The 19,184-nt window shown below is 59.2% G+C and carries 14 protein-coding genes; 7 read left to right on the top strand and 7 right to left on the bottom strand.

Annotated elements, in window-relative coordinates:
- Positions 1 to 211: 211 nt before the first annotated feature.
- The gene (locus tag K3F49_RS38890) at positions 212 to 637 is read right to left on the bottom strand and encodes a hypothetical protein (protein ID WP_234686130.1); all 426 of its coding nucleotides are present in this window, start codon (positions 635 to 637) and stop codon (positions 212 to 214) included.
- Positions 638 to 778: 141 nt separating this feature from the next.
- Complete coding sequence (locus K3F49_RS38885; protein WP_234686129.1) at positions 779 to 2,347, bottom strand: ABC1 kinase family protein; 1,569 nt, start codon at positions 2,345 to 2,347, stop codon at positions 779 to 781.
- A 415-nt stretch (positions 2,348 to 2,762) separates the two neighbouring features.
- Here K3F49_RS38885 and K3F49_RS38880 point away from each other — a divergent pair, with 415 nt between their 5' ends.
- Together K3F49_RS38880 and K3F49_RS38875 are read left to right on the top strand one after the other, a co-directional pair.
- Positions 2,763 to 4,406 (top strand): ABC1 kinase family protein, encoded by a 1,644-nt coding sequence (locus K3F49_RS38880; RefSeq protein ID WP_234686128.1) that lies wholly within the window; start codon positions 2,763 to 2,765, stop codon positions 4,404 to 4,406.
- 46 nt (positions 4,407 to 4,452) lie between these two features.
- Positions 4,453 to 6,084, top strand: coding sequence for a benzoate-CoA ligase family protein (locus K3F49_RS38875; RefSeq protein WP_234686127.1), 1,632 nt, complete (start codon positions 4,453 to 4,455; stop codon positions 6,082 to 6,084).
- 103 nt (positions 6,085 to 6,187) lie between these two features.
- On the opposite strand, the gene K3F49_RS38870 is transcribed toward K3F49_RS38875, so the two are convergent.
- Complete coding sequence (locus K3F49_RS38870) at positions 6,188 to 6,931, bottom strand: thioesterase II family protein (protein WP_276575473.1); 744 nt, start codon at positions 6,929 to 6,931, stop codon at positions 6,188 to 6,190.
- Positions 6,932 to 7,094: 163 nt separating this feature from the next.
- Between K3F49_RS38870 and K3F49_RS38865 the strand changes: the two genes are divergently transcribed.
- The 3 genes from K3F49_RS38865 (at position 7,095) to K3F49_RS38855 (ending at position 9,751) form a co-directional block, all read left to right on the top strand.
- Positions 7,095 to 7,253 (top strand): hypothetical protein, encoded by a 159-nt coding sequence (locus K3F49_RS38865; RefSeq protein WP_234686126.1) that lies wholly within the window; start codon positions 7,095 to 7,097, stop codon positions 7,251 to 7,253.
- 85 nt (positions 7,254 to 7,338) lie between these two features.
- Entirely contained in the window at positions 7,339 to 8,283 is a 945-nt protein-coding gene (locus tag K3F49_RS38860; RefSeq protein WP_234686125.1) for an alpha/beta fold hydrolase, read from the top strand.
- Between the two features lie 247 nt (positions 8,284 to 8,530).
- Complete coding sequence (locus tag K3F49_RS38855) at positions 8,531 to 9,751, top strand: acyltransferase family protein (protein ID WP_234686124.1); 1,221 nt, start codon at positions 8,531 to 8,533, stop codon at positions 9,749 to 9,751.
- 110 nt (positions 9,752 to 9,861) lie between these two features.
- Here K3F49_RS38855 and K3F49_RS38850 read toward each other — a convergent pair whose 3' ends face one another.
- From K3F49_RS38850 to K3F49_RS38835, 4 genes are all read right to left on the bottom strand, one after another.
- On the bottom strand, positions 9,862 to 10,665 hold the full coding sequence (locus K3F49_RS38850; RefSeq protein ID WP_234686123.1) for an aminotransferase class IV: 804 nt from the start codon (positions 10,663 to 10,665) through the stop codon (positions 9,862 to 9,864).
- Between the two features lie 19 nt (positions 10,666 to 10,684).
- The gene (gene pabB, locus K3F49_RS38845) at positions 10,685 to 12,811 is read right to left on the bottom strand and encodes an aminodeoxychorismate synthase component I (protein ID WP_234686122.1); all 2,127 of its coding nucleotides are present in this window, start codon (positions 12,809 to 12,811) and stop codon (positions 10,685 to 10,687) included.
- A 464-nt stretch (positions 12,812 to 13,275) separates the two neighbouring features.
- Positions 13,276 to 13,947, bottom strand: coding sequence for a 4'-phosphopantetheinyl transferase family protein (locus K3F49_RS38840; protein WP_234686121.1), 672 nt, complete (start codon positions 13,945 to 13,947; stop codon positions 13,276 to 13,278).
- Positions 13,944 to 14,768 carry a metallophosphoesterase family protein gene (locus K3F49_RS38835; RefSeq protein WP_234686120.1) on the bottom strand — a complete coding sequence of 275 codons (825 nt, stop codon included), beginning with the start codon at positions 14,766 to 14,768 and terminating at the stop codon, positions 13,944 to 13,946. The genes K3F49_RS38840 and K3F49_RS38835 overlap by 4 nt, the downstream gene beginning before the upstream one ends.
- 648 nt (positions 14,769 to 15,416) lie before the next feature.
- On the opposite strand from K3F49_RS38835, the gene K3F49_RS38830 reads away from it, so the two are divergent.
- Together K3F49_RS38830 and K3F49_RS39365 are read left to right on the top strand one after the other, a co-directional pair.
- Complete coding sequence (locus K3F49_RS38830) at positions 15,417 to 18,815, top strand: beta-ketoacyl synthase N-terminal-like domain-containing protein (protein ID WP_346657406.1); 3,399 nt, start codon at positions 15,417 to 15,419, stop codon at positions 18,813 to 18,815.
- A partial coding sequence (locus K3F49_RS39365) for an acyltransferase domain-containing protein (protein WP_346657407.1) occupies positions 18,700 to 19,184 on the top strand: 485 nt, incomplete at its 3' end. The genes K3F49_RS38830 and K3F49_RS39365, both read left to right, overlap by 116 nt.

The raw sequence follows: 19,184 nt of genomic DNA, 5'->3' as shown, positions 1-19,184 counted from the left end.
GAACCCGAATCCTTTGCGCAGAAAGAACATTCAATTCAATTTCGAGAGATGTGAATGTCCCGCGCAATCAGGGAAGGCGAGTGAGTCCCGGCTTGCCGGTCACATAAAAAAGCGCCCGTCCAGATCCCTGAACGAGCTGCTCATCAAACCCTTCACAGGTCAAACACCGACCGTTGTGTGCAAACGCCGCACACAACGGTCGGTCATTATCTCAATCGAGATCGTCGGGATGCACCCGGCGACGTCTGCGCAACGGTTCCTTCGAACGATGCTCGGCATCCCGGCCCTCGCGAAGCAAATCGCCCAGCTTGCGAAGCGGCGTCTCAACCATCCGGTCTTTAAAGCCAGCCAACATCCGGTCGGCCATCCGGTCAGCCATTCGCCGACCCTCGTCCAGATCAATGTCAAAAAGATCGATGTCCAACAAATCTTCACGGTACTGGCGCTTGCGGCGTTGCCGTTCGGCATCAGCCCATGCCTGCTTTTCATCTTCATTCGGGCCTTCGAGCCACGCCTGGCGGCGCTTCTTCTCGCGCTCCGCCCAAGCTGCAACATCACTCTCAGGTACCGCCCACGGCTCATGTTCGCTAACGGTCTCGTTCTCGGAACGCCGGGACTCCGTCGAAGCCTTGCTCATGAACAATCTCCAATAAGGATAGGTAAAAGATAGCATGTCCTAAAAACTTGTCCATCCGCCCCAGTCGCGCGGGCGCGGATTGAACGTGGGATTCGTGCATCGCTTGGACGATTTCGTGGCCTTTGCCTCTCCCTGAGTGACCTACCGCACACGCCCGAGACTGCGTTGACTCACCTCTTGCCCGATCACGTTAGATTGCTCGATGGCAGCAAGCTTGCGCCCTTGGCGGAGCGCCAACATCATAAAAATGAAGGCGCAGAAAAGCAGCGTTCCGGGAATGAAATATGGCCCGACTCCGAGCGCAGTATTCAGGCTTGCGAAAGCATCCTCTCGGAACCCGAGAGACGCGATCGTGCCGATCAAGGCTGTCCAAATGCCGTACTGCAAGAGGCGGGTCTGCAACATGCGAAGCGAGACTTCGATCGAGCGGCCGGATGTCAGCAGCTTGCCCACATTCGCTATGATCTCCCTGGTTTCTCCGAACGTCTCGGTCACGCTTCCAATCAGTTCCCGTTGTTTGAATATCTCGCCAACGTCGATCCGGGCGGCGCGTACCATAAATTGTGCTTCGTCCTGCACCGGATCGTATTTGGGCGAGAGTTCGAAGACGATTGCGTCCCGAGTCAACAGCGCCCGCAAGTACAGCGAGACCGTGGCGGGAATAGATAAGCCGTGTTGACGTATGACTGACATCATCCGAACCACGACATGTCTGGCCGCCAGCCAGGTCACGCTCCCGCCGGGACTGCGGAAGCCGTCGAGATAGTCCTCGAGCACGATGGACATATCGCGGCGAAACCCGGTGAGGTCTTGGCTAGGCGCGGCTTCGATCCATCGCAATAGCTCGTCTATTGCGTCGTCGAATTGTTCGCGAAGTGTGTACTGCATAAAAAATCGAAATGAATCCTGATGCTCTTCGGTGAACCGTCCAACGACGGCAAAGTCGACATAAGCTATTCGATTGTCGGGCAGAACCAGGATACCGGCAGGGCTTAGGTCGGAATGGAAAAGCCCGTCCCGATAAATCTGGTTGAGCGTGCTCCAGTAGATGCGTCGGGCGATGAGACGCAGGTCATAGCCCTGGTCCTTGAGCGTCTCGAGATATTGCCGGTCGTCGTGTTGGATCGCGTTCAGTATCCGTCGCACGGGTATCCCGTCGACGAATTCCCAGGTCAAAATACGTTTGGCGGTATATTCTTTTCTGACCGCGAAACAGAATTCGGCGGCATCGCCCTTGGAGAGCTCCGACATGACGGTCGCATTGCGCGCTGCTTCCGAGAGGTCCAGCTCCGAAAAGAGAGCGTGCTCGAACTCATCGACATAGGCGGCAACTGAATTGGCTCCAAAAACACCCGCCCAATCCAGTGGCGCGGCAAGCCAGTGCATCAAGCGGATATCTGTAGTGTATTTTTTTCGTGTGGCCGGATCTTGTATCTTCACTGCGAGCCGCTTGCCGTCGCGAGACGTCGCCTGGTGAATTTGTCCGCTTGACGTGACTGCAAAGGGGGTGCGTTCAAACGTCGCAAAAATCTCGTCGGGGGACCGGCCGAGGTCATCGATGATGGTTTTATGAATGGCGGAATATTCTTCCGCCGTGACCTCGTTGGTGATCTGCAGTAATTCCTGGCAGTAGTCCGCTGGCAGCAGGTCAAAGCGAAGCGCCAGAGCTTGACCGAGCTTGATGAAGGTGAAATCCAGTTTTTCAAACACTGCGCGCAGAGCGCGCGCCGATCTCTGCGGGCTCGACCGAAAGGGCAATGTCGCTGGGAGTTGATGCCGTGCCAGCAAAAGCATCAGTTGGAATAGGCGTGCTATCGTTCTGACTATATCAGGCATCTGCTCCACCGCGTGTTATCCGCATAAGCAGCTATTGCGCAATTGAAGCGGACTATCGCCGCCACAATCCTAGGTTCCGCTGCATGTGCGTGCAAGCCGATAGTGATCTGTCCGTGTAAGACATGCTTGAACGACCGTGATGCACGGTGTGCTCATCGTCACTGACTTCATCGCCTGGATGACCGATCGAAGCGAGGCTCAAGCCTGTACAAATCCGGTATCGTCATGTTAAATATGGGCTTTGGTATATATTATCGGTCGCGGTCCGACCGTGATGAGTGATTGGCAATTGATCGACAGAATTGGCCACGTGTTTTTGGGCGCACGCCGTCTTGGCCAAATTGTCTCGGCTGCTGTGCGCTTTTATATCCGTCCCAAAATTTGGCCTGGAAAAGTAGCGGTTCCACCGGAAGTACGCCTCCGTCTTTTTTTGGAGGATTTGGGTGGCGCTTGGATGAAGATCGGACAGGCACTCGCGTTGCGGTTCGATTTGCTGCCAAGTGAATATTGCGCCGAGCTGTTGAAGCTCCTCAACCAGACCCCGACAGTTCCGTACGAAGCGATCCGCCAAGTGATCTTGGGTGAGCTTGGTTCGTTTCCCGAGCAGATATTTGCAACCTTCGATCCTGTGCCGCACGCAACAGCTTCGATCGCCCAAGTTCACATCGCGACCACGCTCGATGGTGAAAAGCTCGCAATCAAGGTGCAGAGGCCTCGGGTCCAGGAACAATTTGAAGCCGACTTCCGCATCTTCCGGATGATATCCTACCTCGTCGGGCTGATGGATGCGTTAGGAGGATCCGCGCTTCGCTCTTTCTCGGAAGAGTTCGAGAGGTGGAGCCGCGAGGAATTGGATTTCACCACTGAGGCAAAAAATGCCTTTCGGATACATGTGCGATCCGAGCAGGACCCAATTCAGCGCTGTGCGGAAATTCGTTTCGAGTTCTGCACGAGGCGCGTTCTGGCCACAAAGCTGCTGATGGGCGTCTCGTTGCTGGAGGTTGGCAACGCAGTGCGTACGAAGGACCCCGAAGCTTTGCGTCGTCTGAACTTGCAACCCGAAGATCTCAAGACGATCGCGCGAAATTACTTTTGGTCGATCTACAACCAAATCTTCCGCGACGGCATCTTTCACGCAGACCCGCATCCTGCGAACGTCTTCGTGCTCCGCGGAAACAGAATCGGATTTGTAGATTTCGGCGCGACCGGCCGGCTCACCAAGGAGTTTCGATCCTCACTCTCCAAGATATTCATCCATTTGTACCGAAGTAACATCGAGCAGGCTGTCGTTGAAAATTTCAAGCTGCTTGTTCCATCGGAAGATACCGACCTGCGTCAAGCGCGGGAAGAGTTTTACATCGCGTATCAAATGTATCGACTTTCCCTGGATATTGGAGGGGCGGATATACGACGGCTCACCACCGAATTGCTGACGGGCACCATGACGATTGCGCGCCGCCACAAGATCCTCATGCCGCCCGAGCTGAGCATCTATTACAAGACCATCATGACCGTCGATGCGGTCGTTTCTGAACTGGCGCCCGAATATGATTGGCTGTCCGATTTGCCCGAATTCTTTACGCGAGGCTTTGTTTCAGATGTCCGGGAAGGGATCCATCGCTGGCCGGAAGTCGTGCTCGCGACCAAGCATCGCTCGGGTCGCTTGTTGACCGATGCAGCCAGCCTGACGGCGTCGTTCCAGTTCTTCAATCCAGCCTTGAAGAGCATGCAGACGAGGGCCGTGCTCTACGGAATCTGGGCGGTTGCCTTTTGTGTGGCGGCTTATCTGGCTGCAAAGGGTGACATGTCGCTCTTGAACGACATCGTGGGCGTGAGCCGTCGCTGGATCGTTTTCGGCTTCATGGCAGCTGCAATCGTTTCCCTGCTGCTCATGCAGCGGCAAATCCGCGACATCCGGAAAGTCAAAACGTGACCTGACTCACGGAACTTTCCGGTCGCGCTGTGTTCGAGTGAGGTCCATGGTGAAGAGCATGAATACTCAAATTCTGAACACTCCCGATCTGGATATCGACAGCAAAGCGGACGTGGCCATCCCGCGTCTTTACAATTTTGCTGAAGATGTCCTTGCTCGAAATCTGAGCGCGGGGCGCGGCGACAAGACCGCCTATATCGACCCGCGTGGGACCTGGAGCTATGGCCAGCTCGCTGAGCGGGTTGCCCGGTTTGGCAATCTGTTGCGCGGTCTTGGCATTCAGCGCGAGCAACGCATTTTGATTTGCCTCCCCGACACGATCGACTGGCCGACGTCGTTTCTTGGCGCCGTCAAGGCGGGTGTCGTCGCGATTCCGGTCAATACACTGCTGGGCGAAGTCGAATACCGTACGATACTGGAGGATAGCCGTGCCCGCCTGCTGATCGTGTCAGAGGAGCTATATCCGCTGTTTGCGGATCTGATCGAGACGACTCCGGACCTCGAGCACATTCTCGTGTCGGGTAGTCAGAGTTTCGGGCACACACTCTTCGAGGATGCCCTGCAGGCAGCCGGTGCAACCGATTATACCGCGCCGACCATCAACGACGAGGTGTGCTTCTGGCTTTATACTTCGGGCTCGACCGGAACGCCGAAGGCTGCGGTGCACGTGCATGCCACTCTGGGATACACCGCCTCCTGCTACGGCGCTGACGTCCTCTGCCTTACCGCGGATGACGTCGTTTATTCGGTGTCGAAACTGTTCTTCGCCTATGGTCTCGGCAATTCGATGGTTCATCCTCTTTCGGTCGGTGCGACGACGGTGCTGGCGTCAGAGCGTCCGACTCCCAATTCAGTCGCGGCCCTGATGCGAACGCATGGCGTTACCGTGTTCTTTGCGGTGCCGACATTCTATACGGCGTTTCTTGCGGCAGATCCGGTGCAACGCGAAGCACTGAGACTTCGATGCTGCCTTTCTGCCGGCGAGGCGCTTCCGGTCAATATCGGGCAGACCTGGAGCGAACGCTTTGCCGTCGACATACTTGACGGCCTCGGGTCTACCGAAATGCTCAGCACGTTCCTGTGCAATCGCATGGGAGAGGCGCGCTATGGCACCAGCGGCAAGCCTGTGCCGGGTTTTGAGGTCCGTCTCGTGGACGACGCTGGCGCCGTTGTCGCGCAGGGCGAGATCGGTGAGCTGCAGGTGCGGGGACCGACAGCAGCGATCATGTATTGGAACGATCGTGAGCGATCTCGCTCGACTTTTTTAGGCGAGTGGCTTCGTTCGGGAGACAAATACGTCCAGGACAAGGACGGTTACTATTCGCATTGCGGGCGTCGGGACGACATGATGAAGGTCGGCGGGATTTATGTGTCGCCAATCGAGGTCGAAGGCGCGCTGCTGGGTCATCCTGACGTGCTCGAAGCGGCCGTCGTGGGTTGGCCCGACGAGGATGGCCTGATCAGGCCCAAGGCATTCGTTGTTCTCAAATCGTCCGGCAAGCCGAACGAAGCCACGGCACTTGCACTTCGAGAGCATTGCCGCAAGCGGCTCGCGACTTTCAAATACCCGCGCTGGATCGAGTTCCGCACCGAACTGCCGAAGACTGCGACGGGTAAGACTCGGCGTTTCAAATTGCGCGCAGAGGCGAACCAAGACGACCATACGGGCTCGGAATAGAAGCAAGTTTGTCGATCCTCTCCGAGCGACATGGGCAATGCTTCTCAAGTCGAACCGGCGATGCGAACGCGACGCGACTGAAGCGTCGTCCGACGCAGGTTCCTTATTCCAAGGCTCTCAGGATCGTCGCACGTACGCGGTCGACGGAGTTATTGATGAAGAAATGACCTCCTTCGACAGTTTCGGTCGTAAACGGCCCGCTCGTTTCTTTTTCCCAGCCGGCGATTGCAGATGGCGTGCACACAGGGTCGCGGTCCCCGGCCATTGCGTAAACAGGACAAGCAAGTGCAGGTGCGGGCAAGTACTGATATGTCTCGAACATCTTCATGTCTGCCTTGAGTATAGGCAGCAACATCTCCATCAGGTCTGCTTCAGCCAGGACAGCCGGAGAGATTCCGCCGGGATACCGATCAATTTGCTTCTTGATAAATTGGGCATCAGGCAGCGTGTGCAGCTCTGGGCGGCCCGACTTCTCTGCGGGTGCTTCAGCTGCGGCCACTATCAGGGCCCGCGGTTGCTGCAGCTTGGTATCCCGCGCCAGGATACGCGCCGTTTCGAAAGCAATAAGCCCGCCAAGGCTATAGCCGAACAGGGCATAAGGCATCGGCGGCAGGCGCGTTATTTCGTCAGCCAGATGCCGAGATGCTTCACTGACGCTGGTCAACAGGGGTTCCCGTCTGCGATCCCAGCGACCCGGCAACTGGACTGCGCCAACCTCGATATTTTCGGGCATGCTCCGCGCCAGCATGTGGTAAACTTGCGCGCTCCCACCGGCATAGGGAATACATAACACACGCGCCTGCGCATCGTGGCGTTTCGGGCGAAATTCGATCCAGGGACTAAGCATTGCGATACTGAGCGAGGAGATATGAGCTTACGATTAGGACTCCTCGGACGCACATTGGTCAACCGCGACTTGCATGAAGAGGGCCGCTTCTGGTGACAACAGATTGCCCCGAGGCCACCGCCGAATAGTCGTCGGACGATTTTATCGACTTGGAGAGACGCACATGGATTCTCATTCGACGGACGAAGAAGTTCGCACGCTGCGGCGGCTGCTCGCAATGCGTGAGGCTCAACTTGCCGAAGCAAGGAATGAAATCGAGCGGCTCAAGAACCAGTTCGTCTCTAGAACCGTTGAACAGAGCGCGTCGACCTGTTCTCGCTAGAGCCGCGCCCGTAGTCGCTCGAAGGAAAAATTGGTCTGTCCAAGTCCGATTGGAACAATGCGGCGGCGAGAAGCATTAAAGAGAGTTGGGAGCAGCCAAAGAAAGCTTCGCCGTGTCGGTCGCCCACAAGCCACCTCGGATCGCCAAAGCGAACGGCATTGACATTTGTTACGAAGTTTTCGGCGAAGTCAGCGCCGAGCCGTTGGTGCTGATCATGGGGCTTGGCGGCCAGATGGTGCAGTGGGACGACGCCTTCTGCGAGCAGATTGCCGCACGCGGATTTCGCGTGATTCGTTTCGACAATCGCGACACCGGCAAATCTTCCAAGTTCAGCGGCGGCAAGAGCCTGACGGTTTGGGAAATGCTGAAGGCGCGCTTTCTGAACATACCGCCTGCAGCGCCATATACGCTGCGCGACATGGCCCAGGATACAATCGCGCTCATGGACGTGCTCGGCATTCGCTCGGCGCACATGGTCGGGGCTTCCATGGGCGGAATGATCGCCCAGGAAATCGCGATTACGTTCCCCGAACGCGTGCGTTCGTTGATCTCAATCATGTCGACCACGGGCGATCCCGATTTGCCGCAGCCAAGCAACGAGGCCGTCTCCTTGCTGACGGAGCCGCAACCGAAGAGCCGCGACAAATTCATCGCGCGCTTCAAGCGAAACTGGAAGGTGCTCCGGGCAGGCCGCTTTCCCGAGGATGAAGCCCTCGACCGCTCCCGCGCCGAACGTGTCTTTGATCGCGGGGTCAATCCGGCCGGCGTCGAAAGGCAGATACGGGCTGTCCTTGCATCGGGGAGTCGCAAGGAACGGCTAGGCAAGGTCAAGGCGCCGACGCTGGTCATCCACGGTACTGCCGATCCGCTGGTTGATCCGAAGGCAGGTGAGGATACTGCGGCTTCGATTCCAGGCGCCAGGCTGATGATCGTTCCAGGCATGGGCCACGCGCTTCCCATGCCGATCTGGCCAGAGATCATAGACGCCATCGACAGGCACGCACACGAGGCAAGTGCGAAGGCGGCGTGAGCTGCCCGGACGGCCGGTTTCGAAATCGTGCGGTCAGGCAGGATGGCTGGCTCTCACGTTCAGCCATAGATCCAGGTCATGTCAAAGTGGCGCCGCGGGACGACGATCCGAAGCGTGGGCCTGCGCTAATCCATTGTAAAATACGTGTATTTCGGCGCCGGCTGGAGAAGTGTGACGTACCTCAAGGAGGTTTGTGAGGGCATTCAATATCACCCACGGGATCGTTTCATGAATTTGGAATATTCCCGTGAAGAATCATTTTCCCTTGCTGGACCCGCTGCGTTTCGCGACCGCTGTCGGAGTCGCCATTTTTCACCAGATGTTCTGGTCGTGGGCCTGGGTTTCGATTGGCGTCCCGGGTTTCGAGCGCTACGTCGCCGCCGATGTTTTGTACCCGTCCGCCGCGCCCTTCACATGGTTCGGCTGGGTCGGCGTTGAGATCTTTTTCGTGATTTCCGGCTTCGTCATCGCGAATTCCGCGTGCAAGTGTTCGCCGAGCGAGTTTCTTCTGGGGCGCGCGCTCAGGCTTTATCCGGCCGTCTGGGTCTGCGCCACCGCGACCCTTCTCGTTCTGCTTACCCTCGGGAGCGGACCGGCATCGGAATTCATTCTGCCCTATATCCACGCCATGCTGATGGTCCCCAAGGGCGTGACAGGTCAGTGGCTTGATGGCGTCTACTGGACGCTGGCAGCCGAGACCGCGTTCTACGGACTCGTATTTTGCGCGATGCTCACGAGAAAGATCACGCTGCGGCATCTCGCTTGGGGTCTCACAATCTACAGCGCGATATTCAACGCGATCGCGTTACTGGTGCTGTCGTGCACGACGCCGGACGACTTGCCTTATCTGATCATCCTGATGTTTCGCGTGCCGTGCGCGGCATTCCTGCTGACACATGGTTGCTTCTTTGCGCTGGGAATCTGGCTGTTCATTTCCGCGAACAGGGAACTGACGAGACTCGAACTGGTCGCCGTTGCCATCACCTGTGTTTCGGGCGCCGCGGAAATCTACTTCTTCGCCTCGTTCTTTTTGACGAGCATCTCCGCCATCTCGGATCAATCAGCCCTTGTGCCGATCATGGTCTGGGCGGCCGCGGTGTCTCTCATCGCCTTTGTCGCGAACCGGAATAGGCGCTCTGCAGGCATCGCTTCTTCCGAGGCGCCAGCCTATTGGAGAACGCTTGGACTCATCACCTACCCGTTCTATCTCACTCACAACGTCGTCGGCACAGCGATCATTCGCTTCCTGGTCGATGCAGGCCTGGATGCCACCTCTGCGCTGTGGCTTCAGCTGGGCATGCTTGTCCTGGTCTGCTGGTTCATTTCCACGAAGGTCGAGCCGGCCGTCAGATCGGCGATGACGCGAACTCTTTCGTATTTCGGAAAGCTTCCGAAGAGGCAGCCGGCATTGCGGCGTCCTGCGTTGTCTCGGGGGCTGGGCCTTCTGCGGCCTGTCCCAGCCAAGTGAACGGCACTGCGCGGTAGCCGGTGCTCAGCACAAGCGTGCAAGGGGCGGCACTATTTCGCGCCTTGCCAGCTCTCGCCGCAGCGAGCCACCACAGCTGAAAGGTTTGGTCGCTACGGGGAATAGACAGACTGGACCGGGATTTCGGCCAAGTCTCCGGGCATATCACGTCCGTCGATGCTCTTGATCCGTGAAAACCCCAGGCTGTTGCAAACGAAACCCGCATCCGATTTCCGAAGCATGTCGCTGGATATGGACGCCTCGGCAGCTCCGAGCTCTGCAACGAAGCGCTTGCGCGCCAATCCGGGCAATATTCCGTCCGCCTTCGGCGGTGTGATCCAGGCGCCTTCGATCCTGACGAATAAATTGCCGACGGTTGCACACGCCACATGCCCTTCCGTATTGAGCATGACGGCGTCGTCAACGCCGCGGTCGATGGCCTCTCGCCGTGCCAGGATATTGTCTCCATAGCCTAATGACTTGATCCTCGAGAGAGGAGAGTGCTCGTTTCGGCGCGTGGATCGACACACCACAAAATCCTGCGGATGCGTGGCGGGGCTGGGAGCTACGGTCAAAACGCAAGTCGGTTGTGAAGCAGCGTCCTTCGGCCAGAGCCCTCTGGCGGCAGATCCCCTCGTGACCGTCAATCGGATTGCACTCGGCGTATCCACGGCGGCACCCGTCAGCAGCCGATCGATCGCGTCTGAGATGCGATTCTCGCTGAAGGGGATCGTCAGACCAATTTCGACCGCTCCGGCCTTCAGCCTCTCGAAATGGTCAGACAGCCAAAATGGAGTGGATCCCACGGCTTTGATTGTTTCGAAAATCCCGTCTGCCAGAGTGAAGCCCCGATCTGCGACGGGCACGCGAGCTTCACCCTGATCGACAAAATCTCCATTCAGCCAGACGGCGCTCATACGAACATCTCGCAAGCCTTCAATTGGGATTCGTTGGCGAACCGCCAGTTTCGTCCGCACCTATAAGCTCGTATCGATCCGGACTAAACCCACCGGTGAGCGCCATGACGACGGATTTGATCGAGGCCGCAGCCTTCAGGAGCATCTCGTCGAATTCCCCCTCTGCTGTAGAGGCGGCTACGACGCCGCCTCCGACGCCCATCGACAGTCGTCCTTTGCTCGCGACGATGGTTCTTATCACGATGCTCAAATCGACCGCCCCATCGGTACCCAGCCAGCCCAAAGAACCTGAGTATACGCCTCTCGCCCTCCGTTCCAGTTCGTCGATAAATCGCAAGGTGCGGGTCTTGGGCGCGCCGGTCATCGAGCCGCCGGGGAACGCATTTCGGATCAATTGGACTGAACCAGCAGAGGGCTGCAACGTGCCGGTCACGGTACTGACCAATTGATGAACCGTGCGATATGACTCCACATCGAATAGCTTCGGCACGCGAACGCTGCCGGGAGTGCAGCTTCGTGAGAGGTCGTTTCGCAACAGATCGACAATCATGACGTTTTCGGCGCGATCCTTCTCGCTCGTTCTCAATTGCTCCGCGAGTTGATCATCCCTGAGTGGATCCTGGTCGCGCTTGATTGTGCCCTTGATCGGCTTCGTCTCGACTTTCCCGTTTGTGTCGATCGAGAGGAAACGTTCAGGCGAGGCGCTGAGGACGGCGCCTTCGGGCCACTTGATGAATGCAGCATGAGGGGCGGGATTGACCTTCCTCATGGTTCGATAGAGCGTCAACGGGTCGACATCGGCGTCACAATGCAACTCGTTCGTCAAGCAGACCTGATATGTTTCGCCTTGCCCTATGAGATCCAGGCATCGCCGGATGTCGGATAGATAGGTCTCTTTGTCGCGATCCAGGAAAAACTTGATGGGCTCGTTTGGTATGTTCTGAACCTCGGGTATCGCCGAGGGGGCCATCCGTTCGATCATCGCGATGGTGTGATCGATCCACTTTTTCGCCCGATCCGCGTTGGACGGTTCATCGATAGCCAAAACATAGGTTTTCTTCTCGACGTGATCGACCGCGATGAATCGGTCCGAATAGATGAACATCGCGTCTGGCGTCGCCGCACGTCGGTCTGTCGGTGAGCCGCAGTCGTTCCGAAGCTCGTAACCGAACCATCCGACGTATCCGCCGACGAACGGGCAGGGAGGGGCGGGCTCCGGGCGGCTGGGTTCTATCCGTGCGAGATATTCGAAGATTCCGGTGTGCTTGGTGTGGATGCCGCTACGGTCGCATATTTCGAGACGTTGATCTGCGCATCGATATTGCAGGCAGGCCGCGTTTGGGCCGGAGGCATCGCCTGCATAGGACCAGCGAGCCCGCCCTTGTTCGACGAGACTGCTGTCAAGCCAATAGGCATGTGGCGATTCGGAGAACAGCGACGTGAACGTGTCCTCCATGTTGATTTCACGAGGGAGCTCCTTCCAGAACGTTCGCTTCCGGGATGCCTCCAATGCCTTCCGCTGAGCGCAGCCATTCAATGATTTGCCGCGACCGTTTGAGCGGCTTTCTGACGGAACGATCATCCGACAGAAATTTTCCAGCAGCGTCCGGCCGTGTTCAGTGATGATGGATTCGGGATGAAATTGAACGCCCCATTGCGGTCGTTCGCGATTGGCAAGTCCCATGATCAAGCCATCCTCGGTCCAGGCCGTCGCCTCCAGGCTCGAAGGAAGGGGCCGTTGTGCGATCAACGAATGGTAGCGCGCTGCCCTGAAGGGAGAAGGAATCCCTTTGAAGAGTCCGGTGTCGTTGTGATGAACGAGGGAGGTTCGTCCGTGCATAGGCGCGGGCGCTCGAACCACCGGGCCGCCTGATAGCGCGGCTATGCCCTGATGACCGAGGCATACGCCAAGCAATGGGACCTTGGCTTCCTCGATGGCATTCCTGCACAGACCGAAATCATCCGGGTGATCTGGTCGCCCAGGACCTGGCGAAATCACAATTCCATCGAATTGTTCGCCCTTGAGCTCGTCCCAGGAAATCTCGTCATTCTTCACGACGAGCGGCGGCTCTTGGCAAATCTCGGCAAGGAGATGGACGAGATTATAGGTGAAGGAGTCGTAGTTATCGATGACAACCAGTCGCATGCTGCACCCGACCATGAAAAGTTTTCACATGAAAATCAAAGCTCGCGATATCGAGAGTGCTTTTTAGTCGAAGACGCTGACCGTCGATGTGACATACGTCTCACTGTGGGGACGTCGTCATTGCGTGTTCCCTGCAAAGTTTTTTGTGGTCGAAATGCACGTTATCTTTGCGGCGATTTGAGGCGCCCATCGAAACACGCCAATCGCGGGCGCCCCTTCGCGCACACAGGGCGCGTGACACTTGGAATTCAGGCCATTTGCATCTGCACGATAGTTTAATTGCTGGTCGAACGCACCTTCGCCGAATGCGCATTTTGCCAGCACAAGATGGCCAATATGGCGTCATCGGTTATGCCCAAAGCTGTGACGCGAAAATAATCATCACGGCGCCGATCGCAGCGACCCTCTGTCACTTGGTCAATCATGCTGGCGCCAAGGTTCAGTATTCAGGCGTCGGAGTGTGATCAAGCTGCCCTGGCATTGGAAGGCACGGTCACTGCAGTTGCGATGAGGCCGTATGCAACTATGAAGCGCCCGCGCAACTCGACAAGTGGCAGCTCGCCGTCGATTCGGGTTCCGGCGACCAGCAGCTTCGCAGCGAATGTGCCCATTGGATCGATCGCCACGCGAGCGTCTTCGAATCCGAGCCCGCGGCCAGTCAGGGGATACCAGGCCTTGTAGACGGACTCTTTCGCGCTGAACAACAGCCGGCCCCAGTGAACCGCTGGAAATCTGCGGGATAATGCGGCGAGCATCTCGGGCTCGCTCGCGACAGTGATCGTTTCCTCGACCCCGTCGGGCAGTCGGTGGTTCTGCTCGGTATCGATCCCGATGCTCGCGAGCACGCTTTGTGAGGCGACTGCGGCGGCCCGGAACCCGGTGGTGTGAGTTATGCTGCCGACAACGCCCGTCGGCCACAACGGCTCGCGTTTCGGGCCTGCGCGGATTGGAACCGGTGCGTGTCCAAGCTTGGCGAGTGCATCGCGGGCGCAGCGTCGTGCTGTTATGAACTCACGACGGCGGCTTTCGACGGCGTTCGCAACGATAGATTCTTCTCCCGGAAAGCTCTGCTCTCCCGGCGCGTCTTCGAACGTTTCGACCGCCACGACGCCGTGGGGCAACAGCTTTTCGATCATGCCGGCAGCACCTTCCTGGGCATTGGCGGCCTGCTGCGCTTGCTCCACTCGCGCGGATAGCCGATCGAGACTTCCTCAAACCGGACGCCATCATAGTAGGTTGTCCGCGGGATGTGCAGGTGACCATAGACAACGACGCTGGCACGAAAGCGGATATGCCAATCGGCGGTGCGGTTCGTACCGCACCATTGCGCGAATTCCGGAAATCGCAGTGCCTGGGTCGGCTGGCGGATAAGCGGCCAGTGCCCAACGAGGATCGTCTTCACATCGGGCTCCAGCGCAAGCAACCGGCGTTCGGTGTCTTTCAGCCGTGCACTGCACCAGGATTCTCGATCAGGATAAGGAGTGGGATGCAGCAGCACTTCGTCGGCGCAGACCACCCCGGTCTCGTGCGCGTATGCCAGCGACTCTTTTTTTGTTCTCGTCCCGGGCGCAAGCCAGGAGTGGTCGTAGAGCAGGAACAGCGGCACTATGGTTACAGGACCGCTTGGGTCCGGCCAGATAGCATAATCATCCTCTGGCGTCAGAATGTCGTTGTACCGGCACATTTGAACCAGAGCCTGGTAGCGGGCAACGCCTCTTAGCTGGACGGGGTCGTCACGAAGCGTCCACAGATCGTGGTTGCCGGGCGTCCAAATGACTTTCGCAAACCGGCTCCGCAATAGCGAAAGCGTCTTCTCTATCTTGCTGAACGTATCGTCCACGTCGCCGGCGACGATCAACCAGTCGTCACTCGTTTCCGGACGCATTTCTTCGATGATGCGCGTGTTCTCCGAGAATGAGCCGTGAAGATCGCTGGTGGCAAACAGGGATCCCCGCACCTGGACTCCTCTCTGCTTTGCCTGTCGTGCCCGATCGAACGACATTCGCCCAGTCTAGACGCTGGGAACAAGTATAATTAGACTGGCAATCCATTAAAGTCGAAATCTATCCTGACGGAATTTGCTAGCCGAAAAGGCCTTGAGATGATGGCCGCCATGGAAGTGGAAAAAAGTTCGGGCTGAAGCGGATATTGCTGTAGCTTTGGCCGCGAGCATTGGAGGCGCGCGTTCAAGTGCGGAGGGTTCAACTTGCGGTTCCATCAACCTGACCAACCCAAGCTTGGTGCTATCTGTGTGGCCCTCGTCACATTCGCATTCTCGGCGCCGTGTTAGTTTGCTTCCGATGCCGGCAAACTCCGCCTGCTTGTAAAATTGTTGCGCCGATATGTGCCTTGTGACCCAATTAGCTGCGGTGCTCGGCCTTCAATTTTGTAAGGCCGATCACTGACAGGCGCATCATCCGTTCGGTTGAGTACTCGAGCCGCATTTTAGTGTCTCGTCGAAGCTCGCAACGCATGTGAAAGGAGGAATTGCCGGGACGAAGTTGAAAGTCCGGCACTGCGCGTCGAAGGGCCACGCTTGGTGGCCGGTAATTTCTGGATACCAGTATGAGTTGTAGCTTACTTGTTTTTGACGTGATTGGTCGCCATGCAGCATCTCGGCTCAACGTATGACCTGCTAACCGGATCGGCGTTGATCAGTTACCGGCTGTCGCCGTCGAAGCATCCCTGGTCGGCGCATCGCGAGGTCTTCGATCGCGTCTCCTTGGCGGGGACCGGATTATTGGAACTGGCTCTGGCGGCGGGGCTCGCCGTGGGCAGTCCGCGGGTGCTGGAGCTGACGCTCGCCGCTCCGCTCGTGATTCCGACCGCGAACGGATCGCGGGTGAAGGTTCAGGTACAGGCTGCCGATGCGCAGGCGCATCGCGCCTTTTCTCTCCATAGTCTGGATGAATCATCGAGCGCGAGATCGGGCGCCTGGATCCTGCATGCGACGGGCGTGCTGGCGGGAAACCGAAAAGAAGCAGCCGTGCCGCTTCGTGAGGCGTGGCCGCCTGAGGGCACGACGCAACTCGACATTTCGAATCTCTACGCGCGATTGACTGCGCAGGGACTTGATTGCGGGCCGGCCTTGGAAGGACTGGCCGGAGTTTGGCGCGGCGGGGAAACCATCTATGCCGAAATGGCTCTGCCGGCCGGCATGAGGTCCGGCGACGGGGAGCACCGCATTCACCGTGCGCTTTTTGATGCTGCCTTGCATGTGTTTACGGCGGAGGGCTTTGCCGCAACCGAAGGCGGCGTGCTGCTTCCCTTCTTGTGGTCGGATGTGACGCTTCACACACACGAGGCCCGCGCGTTGAGGCTACGTCTTGATCTGAGCGAGTCTGAAAGCTCGGAGCAGAGGTCGGCCTCGATGATGTTGTGGGATGAAGAAGGGCAGCCGGTGGCAACGGTGGGGTGTGTGGCGCTCCGTCGAACTGCGGACGAGCCAGTGCTCGAACGTCACGTTGAACAAGCGCCGGCTCCGGCACCCTTGCGTTTGCGCGTAAGCTCGGAGCGTCCTCGCACCGAGACGCAAGGTCCGGTCGTATCGGCCCTGCGTCATCGCTTGAGCGGGCTGCCCGAAATTGAACGCCTCGGAAGTGTCGTGGGCTTGGTGCAGGAGAGCATTGCGGCGATTCTGGCGTTGCCCGATGCCTCGTCTGTGCCCGCGGATGCACCGCTGAAGGGGCTTGGGCTGGACTCGCTGATGTCGGTCGAGCTGCGCAACCGCCTGTCGGTGCAGGTGGGGATGAAGCTGCCGACCACGCTGGCTTTCGATTATCCGACGTCGGAGGCGATCGCGGCGCAGCTTTTGCGTCAAATTTTTCCGGATCTGGATGTGATCGATGGGACTGCGCCCAGGCGGTCGCGCGCCAAGGACGAACCGATCGCAATCGTCGCAATGTCGTGCCGCACCCCTGGGCGCGTAGGAGATGCGGAGGCCTACTGGACGCTGCTCGCTGAAGAGCGGGATGTGATCGGGCCGTTTCCGGCGCGCTGGGATAGGTATGCGCTCTACGATCCGGATCCGGAGACGCTGGGTAAGAGCTACGCACGCGAAGGCGGATTCCTGCACGACGTCGAACATTTCGATGCGGGCTTCTTTGGGATTGCGCCACGCGAAGCGGTGTCGATGGATCCGCAGCAGCGGCTGGTCCTGGAAGTGTCGTGGGAGGCGCTGGAGAAGGCCGGTCTTCAGCCGGACGCGCTGAATGAATCGAGGGCTGGCGTCTATCTCGGCGCGATGCGGAGCGATTACAGGCAAAGCGGTATCTCGCTCGAGTCGATGGATGGCTACGCGGAGACAGGGCAGGCCAGCTCTGTGCTCTCCGGGCGTGTGTCTTATGCGCTGGGTTTGCAAGGCCCGGCGATGACGATCGATACGGCCTGCTCGTCATCTCTGACGGCGCTGCATCTGGCATGCGCGGCGCTGCGGCAGGGCGAGTGCGACCTGGCGCTGGCGGGCGGCGTGCAGGTGATGAGTACGCCGTCAGTCTTTGTGGAGTTTAGCCGTTTGCGCGCCGTCGCGCCGGACGGCCGGAGCAAGAGCTTCTCCGAAGGCGCCGATGGTGCCGGCTGGAGCGAAGGCTGCGGCGTGCTGGTCTTGAAGCGGCAGTCGGATGCGGAGCGGGATGGCGACGAGATTCTGGCGTTGATCCGCGGCTCTGCGGTGAACCAGGACGGCCGCAGCCAGGGCCTGACGGCGCCGAACGGTCCGAGCCAGCAGCGCGTGATCCGCGCGGCGCTGTCGGCGAGCGGGGTCAGCCCCGACGAGATCGACGTGGTCGAAGCGCACGGCACCGGGACCAGCCTCGGCGATCCCATCGAAGCCGGCGCCTTGGCCGCGGTGTTCGGACCGACCCGGCGCGAGGATCGTCCGCTGTGGCTGGGCTCGTCGAAGTCGAACCTCGGCCACACCCAGGCCGCCGCCGGCGTGCTCGGCGTGATGAAGATGGTGCTGGCGCTGCGGCACGAGGTCTTGCCGAAGACGCTGCATGCGGAGCATCCGAGCCACCAGATCGAGTGGGAGGGCAGCGGGCTGTCGCTGCTGCAGCAGGCGCGGGCCTGGCCGCGCCAGCCTGCGCATGTGCGCCGTGCCGGCGTGTCCGCGTTCGGCATCAGCGGCACCAATGCGCATATGGTGATCGAGGAGGCGCCGGCGCGTTCCACAACTCGCAGCGGCGAAGTGAAGGACGCAACGACCGCGGCTGACGCGTCATCGCCGTTGATCCCGCTGCTGGTGTCGGGCCGTGACGAAGCGGCACTGCGGGCGCAGGCGGGCCGGTACGGAGAGTGGCTGTCGCAGCATCCGGAGGCGGATTGGTCCTCTGTGGTTGCGACGGCGGCGTTGCACCGGACGCAGTTCGGATCGCGGGCCGCGATATCGGTGCGCGATGCATCGGAAGCTGTGGAGGCACTGCGCTCGCTGGCCGAAGGCCGCCCGCATGCGACGGTGTCGGTTGCGGACGCACGCGATCGCGGTCGTGTGGTGTTCGTGTTCCCCGGACAGGGCAGTCAGTGGCCATCGATGGGCCGGGCGCTGCTGGCGGAATCGGCCGTATTTGCGCAAACGATCGCGGCCTGCGAGACGGCGTTGTCCAACTACACGGACTGGTCGCTGACCTCTGTGCTTCGCGGCGATGAGGGTCTTGAAGCCTCGCTGCTGGAGCGGGTGGACGTGATCCAGCCTTCGCTGTTTGCGATGAATGTCGGCCTGGCGGCGGTGTGGCGCAGCCTCGGACTGGAGCCGTCGGCGGTGGTCGGTCACAGCCAGGGCGAGATCGCAGCCGCCGTGGTTGCCGGCATCCTGTCGCTGGAAGACGGCGCACGGATCNGTGGCGCTGCGCAGCCAGCTGCTGCGCCGCCTGAGCGGTCACGGCGCCATGGCGGTGACGGAGCTTCCGGCTGCAATCGTGGAAGAGCGGCTGAAGGCAGCAGAGTGGTCGGGGCTGTCGGTCGCGGTGGTGAACACGCCGGGCTCGACGGTTGTCTCGGGGCTCACTGAAGTGGTCGAGCGCTGGGTCGGTGATCTCGGCAAGGAAGGCGTGTTCTGCCGGCAGGTCAATGTGGACTATGCCTCGCACAGCGCGGAGATGGACCAGATCCTGCCGGAGCTGGAAGGCTTGCTGTCGAACCTCGCCCCACAAGCGGGTCAAGTGGCGATGATCTCGACGGTGACGGGAACGCGCTGCGAGGGATCATCGCTGAACGGCGCCTATTGGTGCCGGAACCTGCGCCAGACGGTGCGGCTGGACCTGGCGCTGGCCGAGCTGATCAGCAACGGCCACGGCGTGTTCGTGGAAGCGAGCGCGCATCCGGTGCTGGCGATGCCGCTGTCTGCGGCAAGCGGCGAGCATGGTGTCGTGGTGGGATC

This window comes from Bradyrhizobium monzae (genome assembly GCF_021458635.1).
GTDB lineage: Bacteria > Pseudomonadota > Alphaproteobacteria > Rhizobiales > Xanthobacteraceae > Bradyrhizobium.
The sequence above is the reverse complement of the archived record's forward strand: the minus strand, read 5'-3'. Positions and strand labels throughout refer to the sequence as shown.

Coding starts and splice junctions, on each gene's coding strand:
- K3F49_RS38890 (WP_234686130.1), bottom strand. CDS start 637: ATGAGCAAGGCTTCGACGGAGTCCCGGCGTTCCGAGAACGAGACCGTT.
- K3F49_RS38875 (WP_234686127.1), top strand. CDS start 4,453: ATGGTGAAGAGCATGAATACTCAAATTCTGAACACTCCCGATCTGGAT.
- K3F49_RS38870 (WP_276575473.1), bottom strand. CDS start 6,931: ATGCTTAGTCCCTGGATCGAATTTCGCCCGAAACGCCACGATGCGCAG.
- K3F49_RS38865 (WP_234686126.1), top strand. CDS start 7,095: ATGGATTCTCATTCGACGGACGAAGAAGTTCGCACGCTGCGGCGGCTG.
- K3F49_RS38850 (WP_234686123.1), bottom strand. CDS start 10,665: ATGAGCGCCGTCTGGCTGAATGGAGATTTTGTCGATCAGGGTGAAGCT.
- pabB (WP_234686122.1), bottom strand. CDS start 12,811: ATGCGACTGGTTGTCATCGATAACTACGACTCCTTCACCTATAATCTC.
- K3F49_RS38840 (WP_234686121.1), bottom strand. CDS start 13,947: ATGATCGAAAAGCTGTTGCCCCACGGCGTCGTGGCGGTCGAAACGTTC.